At 28.2% G+C, this 24,095-nt stretch carries 23 protein-coding genes and 2 tRNA genes; 11 read left to right on the forward strand and 14 right to left on the reverse strand.

What is annotated here, in order from left to right; genetic code table 11:
* Together dnaA and dnaN are read left to right on the forward strand one after the other, a co-directional pair.
* The gene (dnaA, locus tag AC5SL8_RS00005; protein ID WP_494579891.1) at positions 1-1,413 is read left to right on the forward strand and encodes a chromosomal replication initiator protein DnaA; all 1,413 of its coding nucleotides are present in this window, start codon (positions 1-3) and stop codon (positions 1,411-1,413) included.
* Positions 1,403-2,515 (forward strand): DNA polymerase III subunit beta, encoded by a 1,113-nt coding sequence (gene dnaN, locus AC5SL8_RS00010; RefSeq protein ID WP_494579893.1) that lies wholly within the window; start codon positions 1,403-1,405, stop codon positions 2,513-2,515. Before dnaA ends, dnaN begins: the two co-directional genes overlap by 11 nt.
* On the opposite strand, the gene AC5SL8_RS00015 is transcribed toward dnaN, so the two are convergent.
* The 3 genes from AC5SL8_RS00015 to argH form a co-directional block, all read right to left on the reverse strand.
* Positions 2,512-3,213, reverse strand: coding sequence for a lysophospholipid acyltransferase family protein (locus AC5SL8_RS00015; RefSeq protein WP_494579894.1), 702 nt, complete (start codon positions 3,211-3,213; stop codon positions 2,512-2,514). The genes dnaN and AC5SL8_RS00015 overlap by 4 nt on opposite strands.
* Positions 3,214-3,225: 12 nt before the next feature.
* A complete protein-coding gene (lysA, locus tag AC5SL8_RS00020) occupies positions 3,226-4,440 on the reverse strand; it encodes a diaminopimelate decarboxylase (RefSeq protein ID WP_494579896.1) in 1,215 nt (404 codons plus the stop codon).
* A 117-nt stretch (positions 4,441-4,557) separates the two neighbouring features.
* Entirely contained in the window at positions 4,558-5,946 is a 1,389-nt protein-coding gene (gene argH, locus AC5SL8_RS00025) for an argininosuccinate lyase (protein ID WP_494579898.1), read from the reverse strand.
* Between the two features lie 54 nt (positions 5,947-6,000).
* Between argH and AC5SL8_RS00030 the strand changes: the two genes are divergently transcribed.
* Complete coding sequence (locus AC5SL8_RS00030; RefSeq protein WP_494579899.1) at positions 6,001-6,486, forward strand: TlpA family protein disulfide reductase; 486 nt, start codon at positions 6,001-6,003, stop codon at positions 6,484-6,486.
* On the opposite strand, the gene AC5SL8_RS00035 is transcribed toward AC5SL8_RS00030, so the two are convergent.
* A complete protein-coding gene (locus AC5SL8_RS00035) occupies positions 6,483-6,686 on the reverse strand; it encodes a twin transmembrane helix small protein (RefSeq protein WP_271517065.1) in 204 nt (67 codons plus the stop codon). The genes AC5SL8_RS00030 and AC5SL8_RS00035 overlap by 4 nt on opposite strands.
* Before the next feature lie 49 nt (positions 6,687-6,735).
* Here AC5SL8_RS00035 and AC5SL8_RS00040 point away from each other — a divergent pair, with 49 nt between their 5' ends.
* The gene (locus AC5SL8_RS00040) at positions 6,736-7,392 is read left to right on the forward strand and encodes an alpha/beta hydrolase (protein ID WP_494579901.1); all 657 of its coding nucleotides are present in this window, start codon (positions 6,736-6,738) and stop codon (positions 7,390-7,392) included.
* Between the two features lie 47 nt (positions 7,393-7,439).
* A complete protein-coding gene (locus AC5SL8_RS00045; RefSeq protein ID WP_494579903.1) occupies positions 7,440-8,006 on the forward strand; it encodes an HNH endonuclease in 567 nt (188 codons plus the stop codon).
* Here the strand turns inward: AC5SL8_RS00045 and AC5SL8_RS00050 are convergent, their stop codons facing one another.
* The 3 genes from AC5SL8_RS00050 to AC5SL8_RS00060 are packed head-to-tail and all read right to left on the reverse strand — an operon-like array spanning position 8,007 to position 9,606.
* Positions 8,007-8,540, reverse strand: a complete 534-nt coding sequence (locus tag AC5SL8_RS00050; protein WP_494579905.1) for a demethoxyubiquinone hydroxylase family protein — start codon at positions 8,538-8,540, stop codon at positions 8,007-8,009.
* Positions 8,524-9,009: a disulfide bond formation protein B gene (locus tag AC5SL8_RS00055; RefSeq protein ID WP_494579907.1), complete on the reverse strand. Its 486-nt coding sequence runs from the start codon at positions 9,007-9,009 to the stop codon at positions 8,524-8,526. Before AC5SL8_RS00055 ends, AC5SL8_RS00050 begins: the two co-directional genes overlap by 17 nt.
* On the reverse strand, positions 9,010-9,606 hold the full coding sequence (locus AC5SL8_RS00060; protein ID WP_494579909.1) for a YqaA family protein: 597 nt from the start codon (positions 9,604-9,606) through the stop codon (positions 9,010-9,012). It abuts the gene before it with no gap.
* A 67-nt stretch (positions 9,607-9,673) separates the two neighbouring features.
* Between AC5SL8_RS00060 and AC5SL8_RS00065 the strand changes: the two genes are divergently transcribed.
* Positions 9,674-9,758, forward strand: a tRNA-Leu gene (locus tag AC5SL8_RS00065).
* A 7-nt stretch (positions 9,759-9,765) separates the two neighbouring features.
* Positions 9,766-11,469 (forward strand): AMP-dependent synthetase/ligase, encoded by a 1,704-nt coding sequence (locus AC5SL8_RS00070; protein WP_494579910.1) that lies wholly within the window; start codon positions 9,766-9,768, stop codon positions 11,467-11,469.
* 354 nt (positions 11,470-11,823) lie between these two features.
* Here the strand turns inward: AC5SL8_RS00070 and AC5SL8_RS00075 are convergent, their stop codons facing one another.
* From AC5SL8_RS00075 to AC5SL8_RS00100, 6 genes are all read right to left on the reverse strand, one after another.
* Positions 11,824-12,732: a CarD family transcriptional regulator gene (locus AC5SL8_RS00075; RefSeq protein ID WP_494579911.1), complete on the reverse strand. Its 909-nt coding sequence runs from the start codon at positions 12,730-12,732 to the stop codon at positions 11,824-11,826.
* Positions 12,674-13,000, reverse strand: a complete 327-nt coding sequence (fdxA, locus tag AC5SL8_RS00080; protein WP_494579913.1) for a ferredoxin FdxA — start codon at positions 12,998-13,000, stop codon at positions 12,674-12,676. The genes AC5SL8_RS00075 and fdxA overlap by 59 nt, the downstream gene beginning before the upstream one ends.
* Entirely contained in the window at positions 12,997-13,425 is a 429-nt protein-coding gene (locus AC5SL8_RS00085; RefSeq protein ID WP_494579914.1) for a tellurite resistance TerB family protein, read from the reverse strand. Before AC5SL8_RS00085 ends, fdxA begins: the two co-directional genes overlap by 4 nt.
* A complete protein-coding gene (locus AC5SL8_RS00090; protein WP_494579915.1) occupies positions 13,425-15,905 on the reverse strand; it encodes a helicase-related protein in 2,481 nt (826 codons plus the stop codon). The genes AC5SL8_RS00085 and AC5SL8_RS00090 overlap by 1 nt, the downstream gene beginning before the upstream one ends.
* 132 nt (positions 15,906-16,037) lie before the next feature.
* Positions 16,038-16,463, reverse strand: a complete 426-nt coding sequence (locus AC5SL8_RS00095; protein WP_494579917.1) for a PaaI family thioesterase — start codon at positions 16,461-16,463, stop codon at positions 16,038-16,040.
* Between the two features lie 121 nt (positions 16,464-16,584).
* Positions 16,585-16,661: transfer RNA gene (locus tag AC5SL8_RS00100), tRNA-Arg, on the reverse strand.
* Between the two features lie 74 nt (positions 16,662-16,735).
* Between AC5SL8_RS00100 and AC5SL8_RS00105 the strand changes: the two genes are divergently transcribed.
* The 4 genes from AC5SL8_RS00105 to AC5SL8_RS00120 all read left to right on the forward strand — a co-directional run bounded on the left by AC5SL8_RS00105 (position 16,736) and on the right by AC5SL8_RS00120 (position 23,252).
* Entirely contained in the window at positions 16,736-17,923 is a 1,188-nt protein-coding gene (locus tag AC5SL8_RS00105; RefSeq protein WP_494579919.1) for an acetyl-CoA C-acetyltransferase, read from the forward strand.
* A gap of 129 nt (positions 17,924-18,052) precedes the next feature.
* Positions 18,053-21,088: a pyruvate dehydrogenase (acetyl-transferring), homodimeric type gene (gene aceE / locus AC5SL8_RS00110; protein WP_494579921.1), complete on the forward strand. Its 3,036-nt coding sequence runs from the start codon at positions 18,053-18,055 to the stop codon at positions 21,086-21,088.
* A gap of 1 nt (position 21,089) precedes the next feature.
* Entirely contained in the window at positions 21,090-22,361 is a 1,272-nt protein-coding gene (locus tag AC5SL8_RS00115) for a 2-oxo acid dehydrogenase subunit E2 (protein ID WP_494579923.1), read from the forward strand.
* Positions 22,362-22,367: 6 nt separating this feature from the next.
* The gene (locus AC5SL8_RS00120) at positions 22,368-23,252 is read left to right on the forward strand and encodes a DMT family transporter (protein ID WP_494579925.1); all 885 of its coding nucleotides are present in this window, start codon (positions 22,368-22,370) and stop codon (positions 23,250-23,252) included.
* On the opposite strand, the gene AC5SL8_RS00125 is transcribed toward AC5SL8_RS00120, so the two are convergent.
* Positions 23,253-24,020: an undecaprenyl-diphosphate phosphatase gene (locus tag AC5SL8_RS00125; protein WP_494579926.1), complete on the reverse strand. Its 768-nt coding sequence runs from the start codon at positions 24,018-24,020 to the stop codon at positions 23,253-23,255. It lies immediately after the preceding gene.
* Positions 24,021-24,095 lie beyond the last annotated feature (75 nt).

Genomic DNA, 24,095 nt, shown 5'->3' on the forward strand with positions numbered 1-24,095 from the left:
ATGACAAGCTACAAATCAACACAAAGTACAAAAGATCTATCTTCTGAAGCTTTAGACTGGGTTGTAATTCAAAAGGATATGAAAAATAAGCTAGGTAGCGATATATATGAAAGCTGGCTTAGAAAGATAGACTTTGTTGAAGAGGTGAATAGCTATGTCTTACTTTCGGTTTCTACCAGATTTATCCGAGACTGGATTACCTCAAGATATTTAGATCAAATTTTGCAAATAATAAAAACTTATAAGAAAGATCTAACAAGAATAGAGTTTAAGATTATTGAAAAAAATTCTGAAAATGAAATAGAAAATAATATTACTAAAAATCAAAATAATGAAAACATATCCTTCATTAAAGATACATACTTGCAATACAACAGAATAGACCCAAATAAAAGATTTGATAGTTTTATTACAGGAACAAGCAATAAACTTGCCTATGAGGCATCTATGAAAGTTTCAGAAAATATTTCTCATTATAATCCGCTTTATATTTATGGAGGAGTTGGAATGGGAAAAACACATTTATTAAATTCAATTGGTCTTTCATTAAAAGAAAAAAACAAAGTCATGTTTATTTCTGCTGAGAGATTTATGTATCAGTTTGTAAAATCAATTAAATCTAATGATATGGTAAAGTTTAAAGAGTACTTTAGAAATACTGACATATTATTGATAGATGATATTCAATTCATGAATGGTAAAGAAGCAATGCAAGAGGAGTTTTTTCATACGTTTAATGCACTATTAGATAAAGGCTCACAAGTAATAATCTCTGCCGATAGAGCTCCAAACAAATTATCAAGAATCCAAGATAGAATTAAATCAAGATTTGCTGGAGGTCTTGTTGTTGATATACAAAAACCAGATTATGAACTTAGAAGTAAAATTGTTAAGCAAAAAACAGAAGAATTAAACATTTTTTATTCAAATCAAGTAAATATTTCAGAAGAAATACAAAAATTTATAAGCACAGAAATAACTACCAGTATTAGAGAGTTAGTAGGAGCAATTAATAGAGTTGTTTCCTTTTCAAGAATTTACAACAAAGTTCCAAATTTATCAGAAGTTAAAGTAGTTTTAAAAGATCTATTAAATATTGGAGAAAATAAAGTAACAATAGATTTAATACAATCGACTGTATGTAAGTTCTTCAAAATTAGTAAAAATGAGATGTTGTCCTCAAGAAGATCAAGATATTTAGTCAGGCCGAGACAAACAGCGATCTATTTAACTAAAATATTAACCTCAAAATCCTTACCAGAAATAGGTAGAGAGTTTTCAAATAGAGATCATACAACAATTATTCATTCTGTTAAAACCATTGAAAAATTAAAAGAAAAAGATCCAGAAATGACTAACAATATTAATAACTTAAAAAATCAGATATTGTATAATAAAGAAAATGAAATTTAACGTTAATCAACAAGATCTGCAACAAGCCCTTAATTATTGTCAGGGTGTGATAGAAAAAAGAAGTACACTTCCAATTTTATCTAATGTTTTGTTAAATGCCAGTAACTCAAACTTAACTATTACAGCAACAGATTTAGATTTAATTTTTATTCATCAAATTAATAATGTTGAAGTGTTAGAAGAGGGAAATACGACCACCACTTCATCTATTATGTATGATATTATAAGAAAATTTTCCTCTGGAAAAAAAATCAATTTATCTTTAACCGATGTTAGTAAGCTTCAAGTAGAGTCTGAAAAATCAATTTTTAATTTAAATTGTATTAGTGCATCTGAGTTTCCTTTGACTGATGAAAACTTCAATCAAAATGAGTTTATAATAAAATCAAAACAGTTATTAAAACTATTAAATAAATGTAAATTTTCAGTCTCTAATGATGAAACAAGACATTATTTAAGTGGAATTTTTTTTCATCAAACCCAAATAGAAGATAAAAACTTTTTGACAGCAGCTGCCACTGATAGTCACAGAATGTCTATATCTAAAATAAGATTAGATCAAAAGATTGATTTTGAGCCAATAATTCTTCCAAAGAAAACAATCTTTCAATTATGCTCATTGTTAGAGAGCTATGATGGGGATGTTAAGATTTCAAATGTTAAATCTAAAATTAAGTTTGAACTAAATAATAGTATTTTGATTTCCAAGTTAATTGATGGAAAATTTCCAAATTATATTCAAGTAATACCAAAAAATAATCAAAAAAAATTGGATATAGATTTAAAACTTTTTCTAGATTCAGTTGATAGAGTTGCATCGGTGTCATTAGATAAAAAAGATGGTGTGAAATTTAATTTATCAAAAGATGTTTTAAATTTATCTGTAAACAATACAAATAGCGGAGATGGAAAAGAAAGCTTAAATGTAAAATTCGATCATGATTTAGAGATAAGCTTTAACTCAAGATATTTAATTGACGTTGCTTCACAGCTTGATGGAAATAAAATAGAGATTTTCTTTAATGACACTGGCTCACCAGCATTAATTAAAGATCCGGGTGACTTTGATAGTATATTTGTAATAATGCCTATGAAAGGCTAATTAATAGCATCGAGCTCGCTATAAATTACATTTTCAAGCTTGTGTAAAAAAACATTTTTTTCTAATCCAGGTTCAATTGGTTCTAAAATTGAAATAGTTATAATTTTATCAATTTTTTTAGGTCCTTTTTTTGGCCAAGTATTTCCAGAATTAATAGCTATAGGTTGGCAAGATATTTTAAGTTCCTCATAAATTCTGCCTGAACCTTTTTTAAAAGATGTGCGTTCATCCGGAGACAACCGTGTACCTTGTGGAAAAATTATTAATGGTCTATCAGATGCATTTATTTGTTTTGATATATCATTAAAGAAGCCAAGATTATCTTTAGTTACTTTATTTCTTTTTATTGATATTGATCCAATTTTTTTTAAATACCAGCCAAATATGGGTATCATTAATAATTCCTTCTTAAGAATAAAAACTGGAGATTTAAAAATTGTTTGTAAATAAAAAGTTTCAAACATTGATTGATGAGAGGCAGCAATAAAAAACTTTCTATTATTGATAATATTTTCCTCTCCTTTAATTATAATTTTTGTTGATAAAAAAATTTTTAAGCAAAAAGAGGTCCAATATCCCATAATCTTACCACCAAATAAAACAATTTTTTTGGGAAGAAAAAGTGATGGTAGAAATAATAAAGAAATAAAAATAATTCCAATATAAAAAAATAGAGAGAATAAAAAATTTCTTATCATTTTAATCAAAAACTAGATTAATTGATCAAGTTTTTGTCTTTTTTTAATAACATTAATTTTAGTTCCTTTGATCAGTATTTCCGCAGCTTTTGGTCTGAGGTTATAGTTTGAACTTAAAGACATTCCATACGCCCCAGTATCACACATTACAACGAGGTCTTTCTCTTTTAATTTTTGAAACTTTTTTAAAGTTGTAAATTTATCTGTACTTTCACAAATTGGACCAACAAATTCATAAGTTTTCTTTGAAAGCCTGCTGTGTTTTGTTGCAGGTAAAGTTTTATGGTTTGCACCATATAAAGCTGGTCTCATTAGATCATTCATTGCAGCGTCAAGTATTATAAAATCTTTTTTTTCATTTTGTTTTATATAAATTACTTGAGAAATTAGCGATCCTATATCACCAACTATAGATCTACCTGGTTCAAATATAATTTTAGATTTATGTTTTTTTAAAAATTTATTTATAGCCAAATTGTATTTTTTATAGTTTAGTTTTTTGCTATTTTCTTCGTAAGATATTCCCATTCCCCCACCAAGATCAATAAACTCAAAATTATGATTACTTTTTTTAATAATTTTATCGATAACATTAAGCATTTTTTCATATGGCTGATGATCTAAAATCTGACTACCAATATGAACACTTAGACATTTTAATTTTACATTTTTGGATAGTTTTGTGTAATTAATTAGTTCAAAAAATATTTTTTCATCTACTCCAAATTTATTTTCTTTTTTACCTGTGGAAATTTGTTTTAAAGTTTTGGCATCTGTATTTGGATTTAGTCTAATTCCTATATCAACTACTTTCCTTTTATTTTTTGCAATTCTTTCTATTTCAATAATTTCACTTTTTGACTCTGCATTTATTAATAAAATTTTTTTATCAATAGCATAGTTTATTTCCTTAGCCGTTTTACCAACCCCAGAAAAAACAATTTTTTTTGGGTTTACCCCAGCTTTAAGGGCCATCATCAACTCTCCCATTGAAACAACATCTGCGCCCAGGCCTAATTTTCTAATTTCTTTAATTAAATTTACATTAGTATTTGATTTTATTGCAAAACAGACCAGCGGAGAAAATGATTTAAAATTATTTTTAAAATTATTTATATTATCTTTTAGCCTTTTATAAGAATAGCAGTATGTAGGTGTCCCAAATTTTTTGGCAATATCCTCAACTTTAATTTTTTCTATAGAAAGTTTTTTATTTATATATTTCATTAATTAATAGACTTAGGAAAAACCATTTCGTTCCCAACATATTTAGGGTCTCCTTTTTTTCCACAGGCAAATAACAAAGAAGAAAATATACAGATTAAGATTAATTTTTTCATCATTTTATAACTTCTTATATTTCATTATCATTTTTTTAATATTATCAAAAGATGTTCCACCATAGGATTTTTTTGAATTTACAGAGTATTTTACATTAAATACCTTTAAGACTTCAGTTGTAAGCTTTGGTTCTATTTTCTTTAATTCTTCAATGCTCAATTCATTTAATTTTTTATTTTTTTTCTCTGCAAAATTAACAATCGATGCAGTTGTTTGATAAGCTTTTCTAAATGGCATTGAATGATTTTTAACAAGATAGTCAGCTAAATCGGTAGCGGTGATGTAGCCTGAATTTGCAAGGTCTAGCATTTTTTGCTTGTTCGGTTTTAAATTTTTTAAAACTTCATTTAAAATTGCTATGCAATTATTTAATATCTCATAAGATTTGAATAATATTTCCTTATCATCCTGAAGATCTTTAAAATAGGATATTGGAAGACCTTTTAATATTGTTAGCATCGAAAATAAGTTTCCATAAGCTGATCCTGTTTTTCCTCTTAAATATTCTAATAGATCAGGATTCTTCTTTTGTGGCATTATTGAAGAACCAGTAACAACTTTGTCCGATAGAACAATTAAATTGAAAGCATCAGAGTTCCAAATAATAAGTTCTTCAGCAATTCTTGAGATGTGCATTGAACAAACAGAAGCACTATACAAAAAATCTAAAACAAAATCTCTATCCGCCACTGTATCAATAGAGTTATTAGTTGGCTTTTTAAATCCTAATTTTTTTGACGTAAAATTTCTATCAATATTAAAAGAGGTTCCTGTTAATGCTGCTACACCTAATGGACATTCTGATAAACTTTCCAGGTTATATGAAAATCTTTTTTTATCTCTACTAAACATCTCTACATAAGCCATTAAATAATGAGCAAATGAAACTGCTTGAGCATTTTTCAGATGAGTAAATCCTGGCATTATAGTTTCAATATTTTTTTCAGAAATTTTAAGAATTGTTTTTATAAGACTATCTAAATTTTTATTAATTTCTTTAGTAGCAGATGTTGTCCACATTTTAAAATCAGTAATTACCTGATCATTTCTTGATCTAGCAGTATGAACATAGCCAGCTTCTTCCCCTATAATTTGAAACAATCTTTTTTCAATATTTATGTGAATATCTTCATACTTTTTGTTAAATTCAAATTTATTTTTTAAAATTTCTTTTTCAATTTTGTTTAGCCCATAAATTATTTTATTTTTAACTTTAAAACTAATAATTTTTTGTCTAAAAAGCATCTCAACGTGTGCAATAGAACCTAAAATATCCTCTCTAAAAAGTTTTTTATCAACATCGATTGAGTTACCAACTTTTTGAAATAAGGTGGAAGCATCTTTTTTTATTCTTGTTCCCCATATTGCAGTATTGTTTTTATTTTTTAGCATGATAATTAATTATACATATTTAGTATGAAATTATTAATAATATTTATTTATTTAGTGGCTAGCACCTTTAGCCATGCAGAAGAAAAGCTAGATATAAAAAATTTGGTTTTAACTAAAAATCCTAAAACGTATGAAAATGTAATTTTTAACGATGCAAATCAGAATAGTGTTAATTTGAGTGATTTTAAGGGAAAATTACTAATACTAAATTTTTGGGCTACCTGGTGTGCTCCTTGTCGAGAGGAAATGCCATCACTCGATAATCTTCAGGTAAATTTAGAGCTTAATAATTTAAAGATTTTTCCAATTAATATCGGCCGAGAGGATATTTCGAAATCTGAGTCTTTTTTTAAAGAGTTAAATATTAAAAATTTAGATATTTATTTTGATTCACCAATTACTTTGGCAAAAAAATTTTCCTTAAGAGGAGTTCCAACAACAATTTTTTTTAATAAAAAAGGTGAAGAATTTGCTCGTTTAATAGGATCAATCGATTTTAATGATGAAGGGTTTATTAAATGGTTAAAAAATTATAATTAATTTTTAAAGAAGTAGGCAAAACAAACTAATGCTACTATAGCTAAAAATTGCAACAATACTCTAAGTTGCATTAGCTTATTGGAATATTTTTTACTTGTTTCGCCACCTTTAAATAAAGTGCCAATTCCTAGAATCAAAACAACGGCCACCACTATCAAGAGAACTATACCAAGTATTTTAACTAATGTTCCTGAAATCATAATTATATTGTAGAGTGTTTTTTTTATATTAAAACATAATAAAATATCTATGACATTTTGCCTATCAACAACAATTGTAAACCCTGAAAAAGATATTCCAATTAAATATGCTGTTATTTTGCTTCATGGATATGGTGGTGATGGAAAAGATATAAGCATGCTAACACTAAACTGGAAGAGGTTTTTACCTAATGCTATTTTTTTATGTCCAAATGGACATGAAAAATGTGAAATTAATCCAGGTGGCTACCAATGGTTTGATTTAACAAAAGATGATCCAGAATATATTTTAGAACAATCCAAAAAAGCAGAGACTAAACTGCATAAATTTATTGAAGAAATTAAAGAAAAATACAATTTAGAAAATTCACAAATTTGTTTATCTGGCTTTAGCCAAGGCTGCATGATGTCCATAAATTTAGGTTTAACAAGTAATGAGAATTATAATTGTGTAGTTGGATTTTCAGGTAAAATAATCAATCAAGATGATTTAAAAAAAAGAAAAAAATCTTTAACAAAAATGTTTTTAATACATGGAGACAAAGATGCTGTTGTATCGCCTACTCATTTATTAGAGGCAAAAGATTTTTTAATTAGAAATAATGTAGAGGTAAAAACAAAAATGATTGAGAATTGTCAACATCATATTCCAATCGAAGCCTCAAGTGCTGCATTAAACTATATAAAAAATAGTTTTAATATTTAAAATTCTATTCATTGATAAAGTAATAATTTTCAGTTAAAGTTTTATTTATGATTTTTGGTGATCAAAATTTATCTTTAGAAAAGTGTCCAGCTTTAGTTTTAAATGCTGATTATAGACCTCTAAGTTATTATCCGTTGTCACTATGGAGTTGGCAAGATTCTATTAAGTCAGTTTTTTTAGATAGAGTTTCTATCGTTAGCAATTATGATAAAATAGTTAGAAGTCCATCTTTTAACATGCGATTACCAAGTGTAATTGCTTTAAAGAGTTTTATAAAACCTCAGGCAAATCCAAGCTTTACCAGATTTAATGTATTCTTGAGAGATAGATTCTCTTGTCAATATTGTGGAAGTGGTGAAGAGCTAACTTTTGATCATTTACTTCCAAGGTCTAAAGGAGGTCAAACTAATTGGGACAATGTTGTAACTGCATGCTCGTCATGTAATGTAAAAAAAGGCGGTAGGTTGTTAAAAAATTCTGACATGACTCTTAATCAAGCTCCATATCAGCCAACAACTGAAGATTTGCATAAAAATGGTAAACACTTTCCTCCAAACTTTCTTCATAAAAGTTGGATGGATTATTTATACTGGGATGTTGAGCTTGAAGCTTAATTATACTTTTTCAGATATAGAAATTGCAATCTTCGAGCCTGTTTTTATTATTTTATCTAAAATAGAATAAGCGCCTTGTTTTGTAGCACCTTCCTCGTATGCAATATCTTTATGATGTAATTCATCTTCTCTAAATTTGATTATTTTTTTCTTAAGTTCTTTTTCATCGCTCTCTAGTTCATAAATTTGACTCGAGTAATGTTCATCAATAACTTCTTCAACAGATGCTGTACATAACATAGCTGCTTTTTTTCCTAAAATAGCCGTGCCAAAGCCAAGTCCAACACCAAGAATATCCCATAAAGGTAGAAACTTAGTAGGCTGAATATTTCTTTTTCTTATTTCATTTTCAAAATAATCACAGTGTTCTTTTTCATGGACTTTCATTTGTTCAATTTTTTTTTTTAAATCATCGTCTTTTATAAATGTATTAAGTGCTAGTAATTGACCTTCATAAATTTTTATTGCACCTCGCTCACCAGCATGGTCTACTCTAATAAATTCTTTAACTCTATTTTTATTTGTTTTTTTCATAATTTAAAAAAAGTTTTATAACTATAACACTAATTATTAACGAGATAAAAATATTAAAAGTCGCAAGGGATAAGCCAAAAATTTTAAAAGTTACATCTTTACAGCTTATTGTTTTTTGCTTTAATTCATTTAGGATAGTCTCTTTTGTTAAATTTGTATTTGTTGAGCTTAAGTCACAAACTAAAGACTCTTTAATAAATCCCTGTTCTATTCCAAAATGATAGAGGGATATGATAAATGCACTCATAAATATTATTATCAAAACTATCAAAAGTATTTTTTCAATTTTTTTAAAAATGAAGATAGCAGAAATAATTATTATAGAAGAGATATATGGAATTCTTTCAATTAAACAAAGGTTACATGGTTGGTGACCCAGTACATACTGAATAAAATAAGCAGATAAAATTGCAATAATACTAAATATTAATATTAGTTTAAGAATTGTTTCTCGTTTTATATTATTCATTTATTTAATAAAAAAATATATTACAGCAAAAATTATTACAATTAGAATACCTAAAAACATAAACCATTTAGCCGCATCAGTTTTCATAAAATTACTAAAAGCATCACCCAATTTATAAGAAAAATAAGCAACAATAAAAAATCTTAATCCTCTAGAAATGAAACAAATACAAATAAATATAAATAAGTTAAAACTAATCATGCCACTTGTTATGGTAAAAACTTTAAATGGCAGAGGTGTAAAGCCAGCAAGAAATAGGGTGGCAAGCCATATATAAAGACCACTACCCTTTGTTAAGTTTTCTTTCAAATTAAAGAGTTTTTCTTCATAGCCATAGAATTCTACAACACTCATTGCAATTTCTAAGAAATAAAAACCTATAAAATACCCCAGTATTCCACCAAGTGTGGAAAATATTGTTGCTATCAAAAAAATTTTTAAATAATCATTTTTTTTTGCAATGACCATTGGCACAATCATAACGTCTGGAGGAATAGGAAAAAAAGAACTTTCAATAAACGATACAAATGCAAGAAATATTTTAGAACTCTTATGAGCAGCAAGTTTTAAAGATTTCTGATATAATTCATTAAACATTTTTTCGTTTTAGTATAAATTAAGTTCTTATACTATTTAATTTTATAGTTATAATAATGATAATTAAGGGCGAATGGCGGAACTGGTAGACGCGCACGACTCAAAATCGTGTTTCGCAAGAAGTGAGAGTTCGATTCTCTCTTCGCCCACCATTTTTTTATGAAGATAGACAACATTAAAAATTTATTAGAATTATTTCAACACCAATACCGAAAAAAAAATAAAGAGGATATTTTTTTAAAATCGTTAAAACGACCCCAAAAAGAATATTCTTGGGAAAGTGTTTACTTAAATATTATAAAATTATCTGAAGAAATAAATAAATACATCAATAAGGGCGATAGATGTTTGTTAGTATCAGAAAATAGACCTGAGTGGTTGATATCTGACCTTTCAATTATGCTTTCAGGTGGAATAACTGTACCAGCATACACTACTTATACCGAAAGAGATTATGAATATATTATTGATGATTGCACTCCAAGTATTTTAATTATTTCTGATAAAACTTTATATTCAAAGATTAAAACAATAATTCCTAAAAAAAAATTTATAAAAAAAATTATTTTTTTTGAAATTGTAGATGATTTTGATAGTAAATTTCATTTAAACATAGATGAAATTTTTGAAAAAAAAATTAGTAGTAGTAAAGATTTCTTTAATTTAGATATTCAAAGAAAGGATATAGCGTGCATAATTTATACTTCTGGAACACAAGGAAACCCAAAAGGTGTAATGTTAAGTCATGGAGGTATTCTTAATAATTGTGAGGGTGCGAATCTATTATTACAAGAGTTTATTTCTAAAATTCCAAAATTTTTAACTTGGCTGCCACTTTCACATTCATATGAGCATACAGTTCAATTTGTACAGATAGTGGTTGGTGCACAAGTTTTTTATGCAGAAAGCATAGATAAACTTATAAAAAATATGGGTGATTGTTCTCCAGAAATAATGACAGCTGTTCCAAGATTTTATCAAAATTTATATCAGAAAATTAATTCAACATTTTCAAAATCAAAAGGTTTAAAAAAAATGCTAGTAAACCAGACTGTCATATTGGGTAAGAAAAAATTAAATAAAGAAAAATTATTATTTAGTGAAAGTATTATTAATTTTATTTGTGAGGCTTTAGTAAGAAAAAAAATTAAGAGACAATTTGGGGGAAATTTAAAAGCCTTTATTTCAGGAGGTGGAGCTTTAGACTATGAAGTTGGTTCGTTCTTAAACGCAATTGGTTTACCAACTTTACAAGGTTATGGTTTAACAGAAACATCACCAGTAGTTAGCTGTAATTCTATAAAAGATATTCGAGTTGATACGGTTGGAAAACCATTTATGGGAAATTCAGTAAAATTAGCAAATGATGGAGAAATATTGATCAAGGGTGAAAATGTGATGCTAGGTTATTGGAAAAATGAAGAAGAGACCAATAAAGTTTTAAAAAATGGATGGTTATCTACTGGAGATATTGGAAAATTTGATGGAGAGTTTTTAAAAATAACAGATCGAAAAAAAGATATAATTATTACACCTGGAGGAGATAATATTTCACCAATAAAAATTGAAAATAATTTAAATAAATCTAAATATATAGAACAAAGTTTAGTGTTCGGCGACAACAAACCTTTTTTAGTTGCTTTATTAGTACTAAGTCCAGAATACAATGACATTAGTGTAGATGAAGTTCAAATTGAATTAGAAAAAATAAATATTAATTTATCAAAAATAGAAAAAATAAAAAAATTTTTAATAATAAAAAAGCAATTTACAATTGAAAACAACATGATGACTCCAACATTAAAATTAAAAAGATATAAAATTATAGAAACCTATAAAAATGAAATTAAAAAACTTTTTTAATTTTTTTCAAATGGATTATTAATCGCATAAACTATAACTTTTTTTACTTAAAAAAATTTAAAGAAATAAAAATTTTTTTAGAAAAAATTTAAAATTGTTATTGAATTAAAGAATTGACATCACTTGCATAAAAAAATAAAAATAAGTAATCAACGAATCAATTTGATTCGTTTAACTTAAACAGGGAGCTAAAGATGGCTACAAGAAGAAAAGCTAAAAAAGCTAAAAAGAAAACTAAGAAAAAAGCTAAAAAAGCTAAAAAGGCTAAGAGAAGAAAAAGATAGTATCTTAATCTTTTCAAAAAACGCTTCTCATAACGTTAAGTGTGAGAGGCGTTTTTTTTTGTTCTAATCTTTAATCCTCAGTATCGGTAATTGGATCAGCCTCAGGCTCATCAGGTTCTACAGTCTTAGTAGGAGCTGCTACAGCAGCCTTGGCTTGTCCTTCAAGATTTCTCTTAAGTGCCTTATCTAGTTTTTTCTGTGTATCCTCTAGCGATACACCCATTACTATTTGAAATTCAGATAAAATTCTTTCGTATGCTTTTTCAAAAAGTTGTCTTTCGCTATAAGATTGATCAACCATCAAATCATCACCTTTATTCAAATCTCTTACAACCTCAGCAAGTTCATAGATTTTACCAGAAGATATTTTTGCTTCATACTCTTGAGCTCTTCTACTCCACATTGATCTTTTGACTTTTGGTTTACTTTTTAAAATGGATATACATTTGTTAACTTGGTTGATGGTTGCAAGTGGTCTAAGGTGAGACTGTTTATTTACTGGCACCATTCCATAAGCTTTGTCTTTTTCAAATTTAAGTACATAAGTTTCAACATCTATTCCACCAATCTTAATTTTTTTAAATTCAGTAATTTGACCAACGCCATGTTTTGGATACACAACATAGTCTTTTACTTTATATTCTTTTTTTTCAGTTTCTTGTTTTTTTACTTTTATAATTTCAGGTTTAATTTCATTATTTTTTGAAATTCTTAAATTATCAGTCTTAATTTCAATCTTTTGAGGAGCAGTTTTTACTGAAATTGTTTTTAAATTTTTTTTTATTTTTATTGTAGTTTTTTTAGTAACTTTGGTTTTTTTTGAAGTAACTACTTTTTTAACTTTTTTTATTTTTGGCTTTGAGACTTTTTTTACCACGTTCGCAGCAGTTTTCTTTTTAGTTTTTTTCTTAGTAGATTTTTTAAAGATTTTCGCCAAAATATTTGTCGTACTTGTTTTCTTCATTTTTATATTTTTCATTATCCTCAGGAGGATTTTTTTTAACTGTTATATTCGGCCAGATTTCTGAATACTTAGTATTTACTTCAAGCCATTTTTCGCTACCAGACTCAGTGTCAGCTACTATAGCGTCAACAGGGCATTCTGGCTCGCAAACGCCACAATCTATACACTCCTCTGGTTTAATTACAAGCATATTTTTTCCTTCGTAAAAACAATCGACAGGGCAAACCTCAACACAGTCCATTAATTTACATTTAATACATTTTTCATTTACTAGGTATGTCATTTTTTTAATTCTTGTTTTATTTTTTCTTTTAAATCACCCATCATTTTAGGATTTATATATAGCAAACCAGCAAGCCTTCGCATTAAGTTTGCCTCATACATATCTGCATTATTATTTGAATAAATAATTTTCCATAATGATTCAATAATTTTAATTTTATCAGATTCTGGTGAATTTTTTATTTCTCTTGTAAAATCAAGTATTTGATTGGAATTTTCTTCAATAGTAGTTGCTTTTGAAATAATGTCATCTATGTATGATTTTTCTGCTCCTAGCTCAATTAAAGTTTTTTTAATTATATCTTTTTCAGTCTCTTCATAATTTTCATCAATTTTTGCAGCATGTATAAGTAGAGCTGCAATTTTACATAATGAGTCATTATCTTTTGAAATGATTTTTTCTTTATTTTTAAAAAAATTAATCATTAATTAAAATTAAAATTTTTTAGAACTTTAAAAGGACTATTTGAAGTTTCTTTCTTTTTAAAAGTTTTTTTAATTTGTCTTTTTGGATTATATTTAAAATATATCTCCTTATCTTTTTCTATTATTTTATAATTCATTTTCATAATTAAGTTTTTAAAGTTATCCTTGCTGCATCCCAATAAATTTAGCATTTCAGGAACTAGTTTTATATCTTTATCTTTATCATTATTTGAGTTTATTATTTGAACAAATAACCTTTCTAAAATATCAATCCTAACATAATAATTATCAAAATTTTCAAATCCACAAAGAAGCATAAAATTTTTATTCTTAATATCTTTATCTTCTAAAAAATTTAAGCCAAATGTTGGAGGCGTTAGATCAAAGTATTTTTGATTAAAGTTTTTCCACAATAAAGTTCTTAAGGAGACAGCTTCTGGTTTTAGCAATCTAAACAAGAAAACATGATATCTCCCAAATTTAACACCCATATCTCTTAAAATTTTTCTTTCATCCTGGCCAAGTTTTTTTAAATAGTCAGAAACAATCTCTCTTTTTATAACTCCATTATTTTCATATAGCTGATAAGCCAAAGCTTTTATTGATGAATTACTTTCTTTTAGATTTCTTAAATCAATCAGACTTTTTAGTATGTAATTAATTTTTTCTTTAATCCATTTTTCAAGAAAATCAGATAGTTTTTGTTTATCATTATTTTCTAAAATATCATCTACAATTAAAAGTAAATCTGGATTGAGATAATCCTTACCAGCGGTTAATTTTGCAATAGGAAAATCTTTCCAATAAATTTTAAAATCATCTTTTATTTCTATTAATCCAGTTTCTATGATCGATCCAATCCGTTTTTGTAATTCTGGACCTACTGTTTGTCTGGCTGCTTTTTTTAGTGACTTAATATCAGTTTCTAAGGCTCCAACTTTTAAATCCATTTCAAATTTCAAGCCTTTTAAGCTACCAATAAATTGATCATCAATTATTACTTTATTATCTTCCATTATCTCAGTTTTAAATTCTATATCTTGTTTTAATCCTCTTGCTAGCACACTGGCTCTTTTGTCGATAAAAGTTTTGGTAAGCTCCTCATGTAATCTATCAGACAATCTATCTTCTAATAATTTTGTTTTTTCAATCCAATACCCCTGATTTTCAACCCAGTTAATTTTATTGGAAACATATGACCAAGTTCTAACATTTGCAATTCTATTTGATAAAGAATCTACATTTCCTTCTAATTTATCTAATTTCATCAGTTGTAGACGCATAAAATCATTAGTAATTCTGCTTTCTTTACTATTTAAAAAACCAAAAACTTTACCCACAACCTCTATATGATTACCATACGTCTTTTTTACAAAGTCAGGTATTTGACAGCATTCCCACAGCAATTCTAGGGTTTCTTTATTGTTTTCAATATTAAATCTTTTTAAATCTTTTAAAAAATATCTTAAAACCTTTTCATCTCCACACTCATGTATTTTTCTTAACCAATGTGTATTTGGTTTTTCTTCTAGTGATTTAATTAAACTTAAAGCATTATTAAAATTTAAATTTGAATTTCTCCAAAACAACATTCTAATCTCTTCAAATTTATGACCTTCAAGTAATTCAACTTCTTCAGCAGCAATTTCTTTACAATCTCCAGTAATACCAAAATTTCCATCATTTAAATATCTGCCTGCTCTTCCAGCTATTTGACCAATCTCAGACATATTGAGGCGTCTTTGTTTTTTTCCATCAAATTTTTTTAAATTTGAGAAATAGACATTTTCTAAATCCATATTAATACCCATTCCTATCGCATCAGTAGCAACTAGAAAATCAACATCACCTGATTGATAAAGTTCTACTTGTGCGTTTCTAGTTTTTGGACTTAAAGAACCCATAACTATTGCTGCTCCACCCTTTTGTCTCCTTACAAGTTCTGCGATTGCATAAACTTCTTCAGTAGAAAAAGCTATTATGGCTGTTTTTCTATTTATTCTTGAAATCTTTTTATGGCCCACATATGAAAGTTTAGAAAGTCTTTCTCTATTAATGAATTCGGTATCTTCATCTAATTTGTTTATGATATTTTTAATAGTGCTAGACCCCATAAACATAGTAAGCTTTTCTCCACGAAGGTTTAATAGTCTGTCAGTAAAAATATGACCTCTTTCATGATCTGCACACATTTGTATTTCATCAATTCCAACGAAATCTAAATGTTTGTTAACTGGCATTGACTCTACTGTACAAAGAAAATATTTTGCATTTGATGGAATAATTTTTTCTTCACCAGTAATTAGTGCAACTTTATCTAGGCTAATTTTTTTTATTATCTTGTCATATACCTCTCTTGCAAGCAGTCTTAATGGAAAACCAATCATTCCCGAATCAAATGATAGCATTGTTTCAATCGCTAAATAGGTTTTGCCAGTGTTAGTTGGACCGAGAACAGCAGTAATTTTATTTTTACTCATTTCTATTTATGGTACCTTTAATTTATACCCCACCATATGTTGTTAGTGATAAAGAACAAAAATAGGTTAAAACATGACCGAATCGTAAGGGAAAAAGTTCTCATTTTTGTTTAATATTAGATTTGTTAAAACTTAACCACCAGGACCTAAATTAGATGGTTTTATTTTTAGAATTTTCCACAAACCTGATGCAGAAGTTATAATTTTATTGTTACACTTTAGCTCACAAAATAAAAATACTAGTGTATTTGTTTTTTTTAATATTTTTGTAAAACCAATTATTTCATCACCTACTTTTGAAGAACCAATAAATTTTAAATCTAAAGAAATAGTTACACACGGTGCATTTCCAGCAGCCCTGTGTGCTGCTGTGCCTGCTCCTGCATCGATTAAAGCTGAAAGAAAACCTCCATGGGTAATTCCAGCAGCATTTAAATGATTTTTATTAATTGTAGTTTTAAATTCATATTCAGTATCAGAAATAGTTCGGAATAAAACACCACCGTTGTGCTGCATAAAGCCAGGTTTAATACTTATCTGTTCAAATTTGTTGCTCATGGTTATTTATAATGTGAAAGTTAAAATTAATAATATTATAAAAACTATAATAAAAAAATATATTACTGATTTTTGTAGTGATGATTTTAATAACCAATCTAACATTTTATTTTATCCTTTTTGGTGGACCGCCCAGAACTCGAATCTGGAATCTCCCGGTTCGTAGCCGAGCGCCTTATCCAATTTGGCCAGCGGTCCTTATTAAATAATTTACCCAACATATCAAAGTTTTTAATGTAAATTAACTTATAAAATATTATGATGTATTAGCAATGACCAAAAAATCAAACGATGTGGTGATTACAGCTGCATTGAGAACACCAATAGGCTCATATAAGGGATCGCTAAAAGATATTAGTGCTGAAAAATTAGGTGCATCAACTATTAAAGAGGCAATCATTAGATCAGATTTAAAACCTAACGAAATTGATGAGATAATCATGGGTCACGTTCTTACTGCTGGACTTGGACAAAATCCGGCAAGACAGGCATCAATTTATGCTGGAGTTCCAATTTCAAAACCTGCCCATATTATTAATCAAGTATGTGGATCTGGATTAAGAGCAATAGTTTCAGGATATCAATCAATCAAATTAGGAGAAAATAATATTATTATTGCAGGTGGTCAGGAAAACATGTCTAGGGCACCTCACTCTATATTCTTTAGAGAAGATAAAAGATTAGATGAAAAAAAACTATTAGATACAATGCTAAAAGATGGATTAATAGACTCATTTAACAATTATCACATGGGAGTTACTGCTGAAAATGTTGCTGAAAAATATAAAATTTCTAGGGATGAACAAGATATTTTTGCTTTAAATTCTCAAGAAAAAACTCAGAAAGCAATAAGTAAAAATAAATTTGATAATGAAATAATCAAATTAGAATTTGATATTGATAATCATAAATTAATTCTGTGGAAAGATGAACATCCAAGAGATAATTTAAATATAGAAGATTTAAAAAAATTAAAAACTGTATTTAAAAATAATGGAACAGTCACAGCAGGAAATTCATCAGGAATAAATGATGGTGCAGCAGCAACTGTATTGATGTCAAGAGAAGAAGCAGAACTACGAGGCATTGAACCATTAGTGAAGATAACATCTTGGGCAACTTGTGGGGTCGATCCAGCATTAATGGGACTGGGTCCAATTCAGGCTATTAATATGGCATTAAAAAAGGCTGGCTGGAATATTGAAGATATTGATTTATTTGAAATTAATGAGGCTTTTGCAGCACAATGTATTGCAGTTATAAGGGAACTTAAAATACCAAAAAAAATTGTTAACGTTAATGGTGGTGCAATCGCATTAGGTCATCCAATTGGTGCATCTGGAGCTAGAATAATGGTAACCTTAATTCATGAAATGATTAGAGAGAACAAAAGTAAGGGCTGTGCCTCTCTATGTATTGGTGGTGGAATGGGCATAGCTATGTGCATTGAGAGAACTTAAAACTTTATTTTTATATAAATTGATAAGATTTATTAATTTTTTAAATAAAGTTGTTACAAAAAAGCATATTTATTTCCATATAATAATACCAATGTTAGGTTATATTCAGTGTATAAGTCATTTTAATATATGAGTGAAAAGCTGCTTGTCCCAGATATTGGAGATTTTGAAAAAGTTGAAATTATAGAACTTTTAGTAAAAGTTGGAGATGAAATTAAAGTTAATGATCCAATAATTACTATAGAGAGTGATAAATCTAGTGTTGAAATTCCAGCAACAGTTTCTGGAAAAGTAGAATTTTTAAATGTTAAAGTTGGTGACAAAGTATCCAAGGGAGATTTAATACTTAATATTAAATCTACAAATGATGCACCAGTTGAAAAGATTATACCTAAAGACACTGAAAGTATTATTAAAGAAGCGGAGTCTACTTTAGTTACTGAAAAAGAAAAAACGTTATCACCAGAACCAATTAAAAAAAAAAAACAATCTTCAATTCAAGTTATTAGTGAAAATGATATTGATCCTTTAGAAACTCAAGATTGGATAGAATCTTTATCTGCCGTTGTTGAAAAAGATGGAAATCAAAGAGCTCATTTTTTAATTAAAGAATTAATCAATAAAGCATATCAAAAAGGGGCCAATATTCCTTACACTCAAAATACACCTTATATTAATACAATCCCACCCGAAGCTGAAAGTAAATCAAATGGTGATCAAAATATAGAGAGAAGAATAAGATCATTAATTAGATGGAATGCAGCTGCAATGGTTGTTAGAGCAAATAAAAAATTTCCAGAATTGGGAGGACATATAGGTACCTTCGCATCTGCAGCTACTTTATACGATGTTGGAATGAATCATTTTTGGAGAGCAAAAAATAATAAATTTGGTGGAGACTTAATATATTTTCAAGGCCATAGTGCACCTGGCATGTATGCTAGAGCATTTTTGGAAGGTAGATTGAATGAAAAGCAGCTTGATCGCTTTAGGCAAGAAGTAAAACCAGGTGGACTTTCATCATACCCACATCCGTGGTTGATGCCAAAATTTTGGCAGTTTCCAACTGTCTCAATGGGTCTAGGACCAATGCTTGCGATTTACCAAGCAAGATATATGAAATATCTAATTAATCGGGGTTTAATTAAAGATGAAGGTAGAAAAGTTTGGGCATTTCTTGGTGATGGAGAAATGGACGAGCCCGAATCTTTAGGTGCTATAGGATTGGCAGCAAGGGAAAAATTAGACAACTTAATCTTTGTAGTAAACTGTAATCTTCAAAGATTAGATGGGCCAGTAAGAGGTAATGGAAAAATTATTCAAGAATTAGAGGGAAGTTTTAGAGGCGCTGGATGGAATGTAATAAAAGTAATCTGGGGCTCATATTGGGATTCTTTAATTGCTAACGATAAAACTGGTCACTTAGTTAAACTTATGAATGAAACTGTTGATGGTGAGTATCAAGCAATGAAAGCTCGTGATGGTGCTTATGTTAGGAAAAAATTTTTTGGAAAATTTCCTGAAACTAAAGAAATGGTTTCTAGTTTATCTGATAAAGATATTTGGAGACTTAATAGAGGAGGTCATGATCCACATAAAGTTTATGCAGCTTATGACAAAGCATCAAAAAATGTAGGTAGCCCAACAGTTATAATAGCGAAAACGATTAAAGGCTATGGAATGGGCAAAACAGGGGAAAGTGTTAACACTACTCACCAAACAAAAAAACTGGATGTAGATGATTTGCTATATTACAGAGATCGTTTTGATGTTCCTTTAACAGACGAACAGGTAAAAAATATTGAATACTACAAACCAGATGAGAAGTCTCTGGAGATTAAATACATTAAAGAGAGAAGACTAAGTCTTGGTGGATACCTTCCAGAAAGAACCAGTTATGCAAAACCAATTAAAGCACCTCCAAAAGATATTTTTAATTTTATGAAAGTGTCAACTGGTGAAAAGGAAATGTCAACAACCATGGCAATGGTAAGAATGTTCACAAATTTATTAAGAGACAAGAATGTTTCGCCAAGATTAGTTCCAATAATTCCTGATGAAGCACGTACATTTGGAATGGAAGGTTTTTTTCAAAAAATTGGGATATATGCTCATGAAGGTCAAAAATATGAACCAGAAGATTCAGCTCAATTGAGTTCTTACCGAGAAGATAAAAGTGGTCAGGTATTAGAAGAGGGAATTAATGAGGCGGGTGCAATGTCTTCATGGATTGCTGCTGCTACAGCATATACAAATCATGACATTGAAATGATACCAATCTATATTTTTTATTCGATGTTTGGTTTTCAAAGAATAGGTGATCTTGCATGGGCTGCTGGAGATAGTCAGGCGAGAGGATTTTTAATTGGCGCAACAGCAGGAAGAACAACCTTAGCAGGTGAAGGATTACAGCATCAAGATGGTCATAGCCACTTAATAGCCTCGACAATACCGAATTGTGTAACATATGATCCAACATTTCATTATGAATTAGCGGTAATTTTTAGAGAAGGATTAAGAAGAATGCATGAGAAAAATGAGAATATTTTTTATTATATCACAACTATGAATGAGAATTATTCACATCCAGAAATGCCAAAAGATAAAAATTGTGAAGATGGAATTCTTAAAGGAATGTATAAAATTAAAGAATTTACAAAATATAAAAAAACAAAAATACAACTTTTAGGTTCTGGTACAATTTTAAGAGAGATGATGGTTGCTGCTGAAATTCTCCAAAATGAATACCAAATAGATAGTGAAATTTGGAGCGTTACTAGCTTTAATGAACTTAGAAAAGATGGAATGGATGTTGAAAGATATAATTTGTTAAATCCTGATAAGGAACAAAAAGTTTCATTTGTTGAAAAATGTTTAGGTAAAAGTGAGGGTCCTATTTTGGCTGCATCAGACTATATGCGAATGAATTCGGATCAAATTAGACCTTACACAAATAAAAGCTTTTACTCATTAGGAACTGATGGATATGGTAGAAGTGATACTAGAAAAAATTTAAGAAAATTTTTTGAAGTAGATAAAGAACATATAGTTGCTTATGGATTAAGTGTCTTAGCAAAAGAACAGTTAATTGCTTCAAAATATGCAAAAGAAGCTATAAAAAAATATAATATTGATGGCAATAAGCCGATGCCTACAAAACTGTAAGATGACTGATAAAGAGATTAAAGTACCGAATATTGGCGAATTTAAAAATGTTGAGGTTATAGAGGTATTAGTTTCAAACGGTCAGTCATTATCTAAAAATGACCCGTTAATTACAATTGAAAGTGACAAATCTAGCGTTGAAATACCATCTTCTGTTGATGGTAAAATTAAGTCAGTTAAAATTAAAGTAGGAGACAAAGTTTCACAAGGTGATTTAATTTTAACCTTAGAAGAATCTAAAGAAGAAAAAAAAGTTCTAGAAAAAGAAGTTGCAAACAAAGAAGAACCTACAGTTAATCAAAAAAATGAAAAAAAAGTTGAACAAATAAATCCTGTACATAGTTTAATTAAGAATAATATTGGCGAACTTTCCTCTGCAAGTCCGAAGGTTCGTAAATTTGCTAGAGAACTTGGTGTTAATATTAATGAAATAGTAGGCAGTGAGAGGCAAGGAAGAGTTATAGAGAACGATGTTAAAAATTTTATAGCAACTAACATTAATAGTGATCAGCTAAAAATTAAAACCCAGCCTAAAAAAATTATAAGCGAGTTTTCTCATACTGATTTTGGTGAAGTTGAAATTAAAGATATGCCAAGAGTAAAAAAACTAGCTTCTACTTATTTAGTAAATTCTTGGACAACGATACCACATGTAACCAATCATGATGAAGCAGATATAACTGAGATGGAAGATTTTAGAGCTTCGCTTACAGATATGTATACTGGTGAGAGAAAAAAAATTACTCCATTAGCATTTATTGTAAAAGCTTTAGTGGCATCATTAAAGAAATTTCCTAGTTTTAACTCTTCAATTGATGATATTGAGAATGGAAAAATAACGATGAAAAAATACTTTCACATTGGCATTGCAGTAGACACCACTCATGGTTTAATGGTTCCAAAGATTAGAAATGCAGATAATAAAAATATTTCTTTAATAAGTAACGAGTTAAAAACAATTAGTGAACAATGTAAAAATTTAAGAATAGATAAAAAAGAATTCTTTGGTGGTTCTATGACTATTACTAGCTTAGGAGGTATTGGGGGTTCATTTTTTACTCCAATAATCAATTTTCCTGAAGTTGCAATATTAGGTGTTGGTAAGGCACAAAAAAAACAAGTTTTTATTGATGGTAAGTTTAAAACAAGAACAATGCTTCCTATTTCTTTGTCGTATGATCATAGAATAATTGATGGAGCAGAAGCGGCCAGGTTTAATAATGACCTTAAAGAAAATCTGGGTAAAAATTTTGCTTACAAGTTAGCCGTCTAAACTTTCATGTCAAAAACAGCCTCATTATTTAGTGCATTACTTTGTACATTGATATGGGGAACAACTTTTATTGCCCAAGATACAGGAATGGATGATATTGGTCCTTTTACATTTAATGCAGTAAGATTTTTTGTTGGATTTTTAGCAGTAACACCTTTAGCCTTTATTTTTGAAAGAAAAAATATTTCAAAATCTCTAAAAAAAGATAAAAAACAATTTATCAATTTAGCAATATTAATAGGATTTTCATTATTTTTAGGTTCAGCTCTTCAACAAGTGGCATTGATGTATACTGATGTAGCAAATGCTGCTTTTTTTACGATTTTTTATGTACCATTGGTCCCAGTTATAGTTTTTTTAATATACAAAAAACCAATTCATTGGAGCATATGGCCCTCAGTCATTCTTTGTGTAATAGGAGGATATTTATTAACTAATTTTTATAGTGCGACAGTCAGAATTGGTGACACATTAGTAATATTGGGTGCTTTTTTCTGGAGTACACACATTATATTTACCGGAAAGATTATAGAAAATTATAATTTACCATTAACGATTGGGGCAATACAAACTTTAATTGTTGCGTTTCTATCTTTAATTATAGGATTATTTTTTGAAGATTTTATTTGGTCAAATATTTTAAAAGAAAAATTTCAAATTTTATATGCAGGTATTTTATCAGGTGGACTTGCATTTGTTTTACAGATTTATGCACAAAAAAATATTTCTCCTGCACCATCAGCTATAATTTTTTCTCTTGAAGGTGTTTTTGCGACAATAGCTGCATGGATTTTATTAGATCAAATTTTAGACATCAATAATCTTTTTGGATGTTTATTTATTTTATTTGGAGTTTTATTTTCGCAACTAGCCCCAATAGTTAAAAAATAATTAATTATAAATTATTAAAAGTAAAATTATTCCAACTATAACTCTATAAATTATAAAAATATTTAAAGAATATTTATTAATGTACTTTAAAAAAAACTTTACTGTAAAATAAGAAAATAAAAAAGATAATGTTATTGCTATAAAGACTAGATAATTAATTTCAAAACTTTGTCCAATGATATCTTTTAAATTTAAAACGCTTGCTCCAGCCAATGCAGGTATAGCGAATAAAAAAGAAATTTTACTAGAATCAAACCTATTAAATCTTAAGAATCTTGAAGCTGTCATTGTAATTCCTGCCCTGCTCACTCCTGGAATTAATGCTAAAATTTGAAAACAACCAATATATAAAACTATTTTTAAATTAAGATTAGAAGAAATCTTTTTATCAAATTTACATTTATCAGCAAAATATAAAATAATTCCAAATATTAAAGTGGCCCAAGCAATTATTTTAATATCCCTTAAAAAATAAATTAGACCTGTTTTATATAAAACATAACCAACTATTATTAGTGGCATAGACCCAAAAACTATTAATAATAATAATTTTTGATTATGTTTAATGTTAAATAATTCTTTTCTAAAAAAAAAGACAATTGCCATTAGGGAGCCAAGATGTAAACTTACATCTATTAGCAAAGAGCTCGATTTAAAATCATATAAAGTAGAAACAACAATTAAGTGTGCAGAAGAACTAATTGGCAAAAACTCTGATACACCTTGAATTAAAGATAAAATTATAATTTCAATTATATTTGTGAGCATTAAAAGCTTCGTAGCTTAAATAATCTTTAAATAAAACAATTCGATTTAAACATATTAGATATGCAAAAAGTATAA

The organism is Candidatus Pelagibacter sp. PS_41 (genome assembly GCF_059417725.1).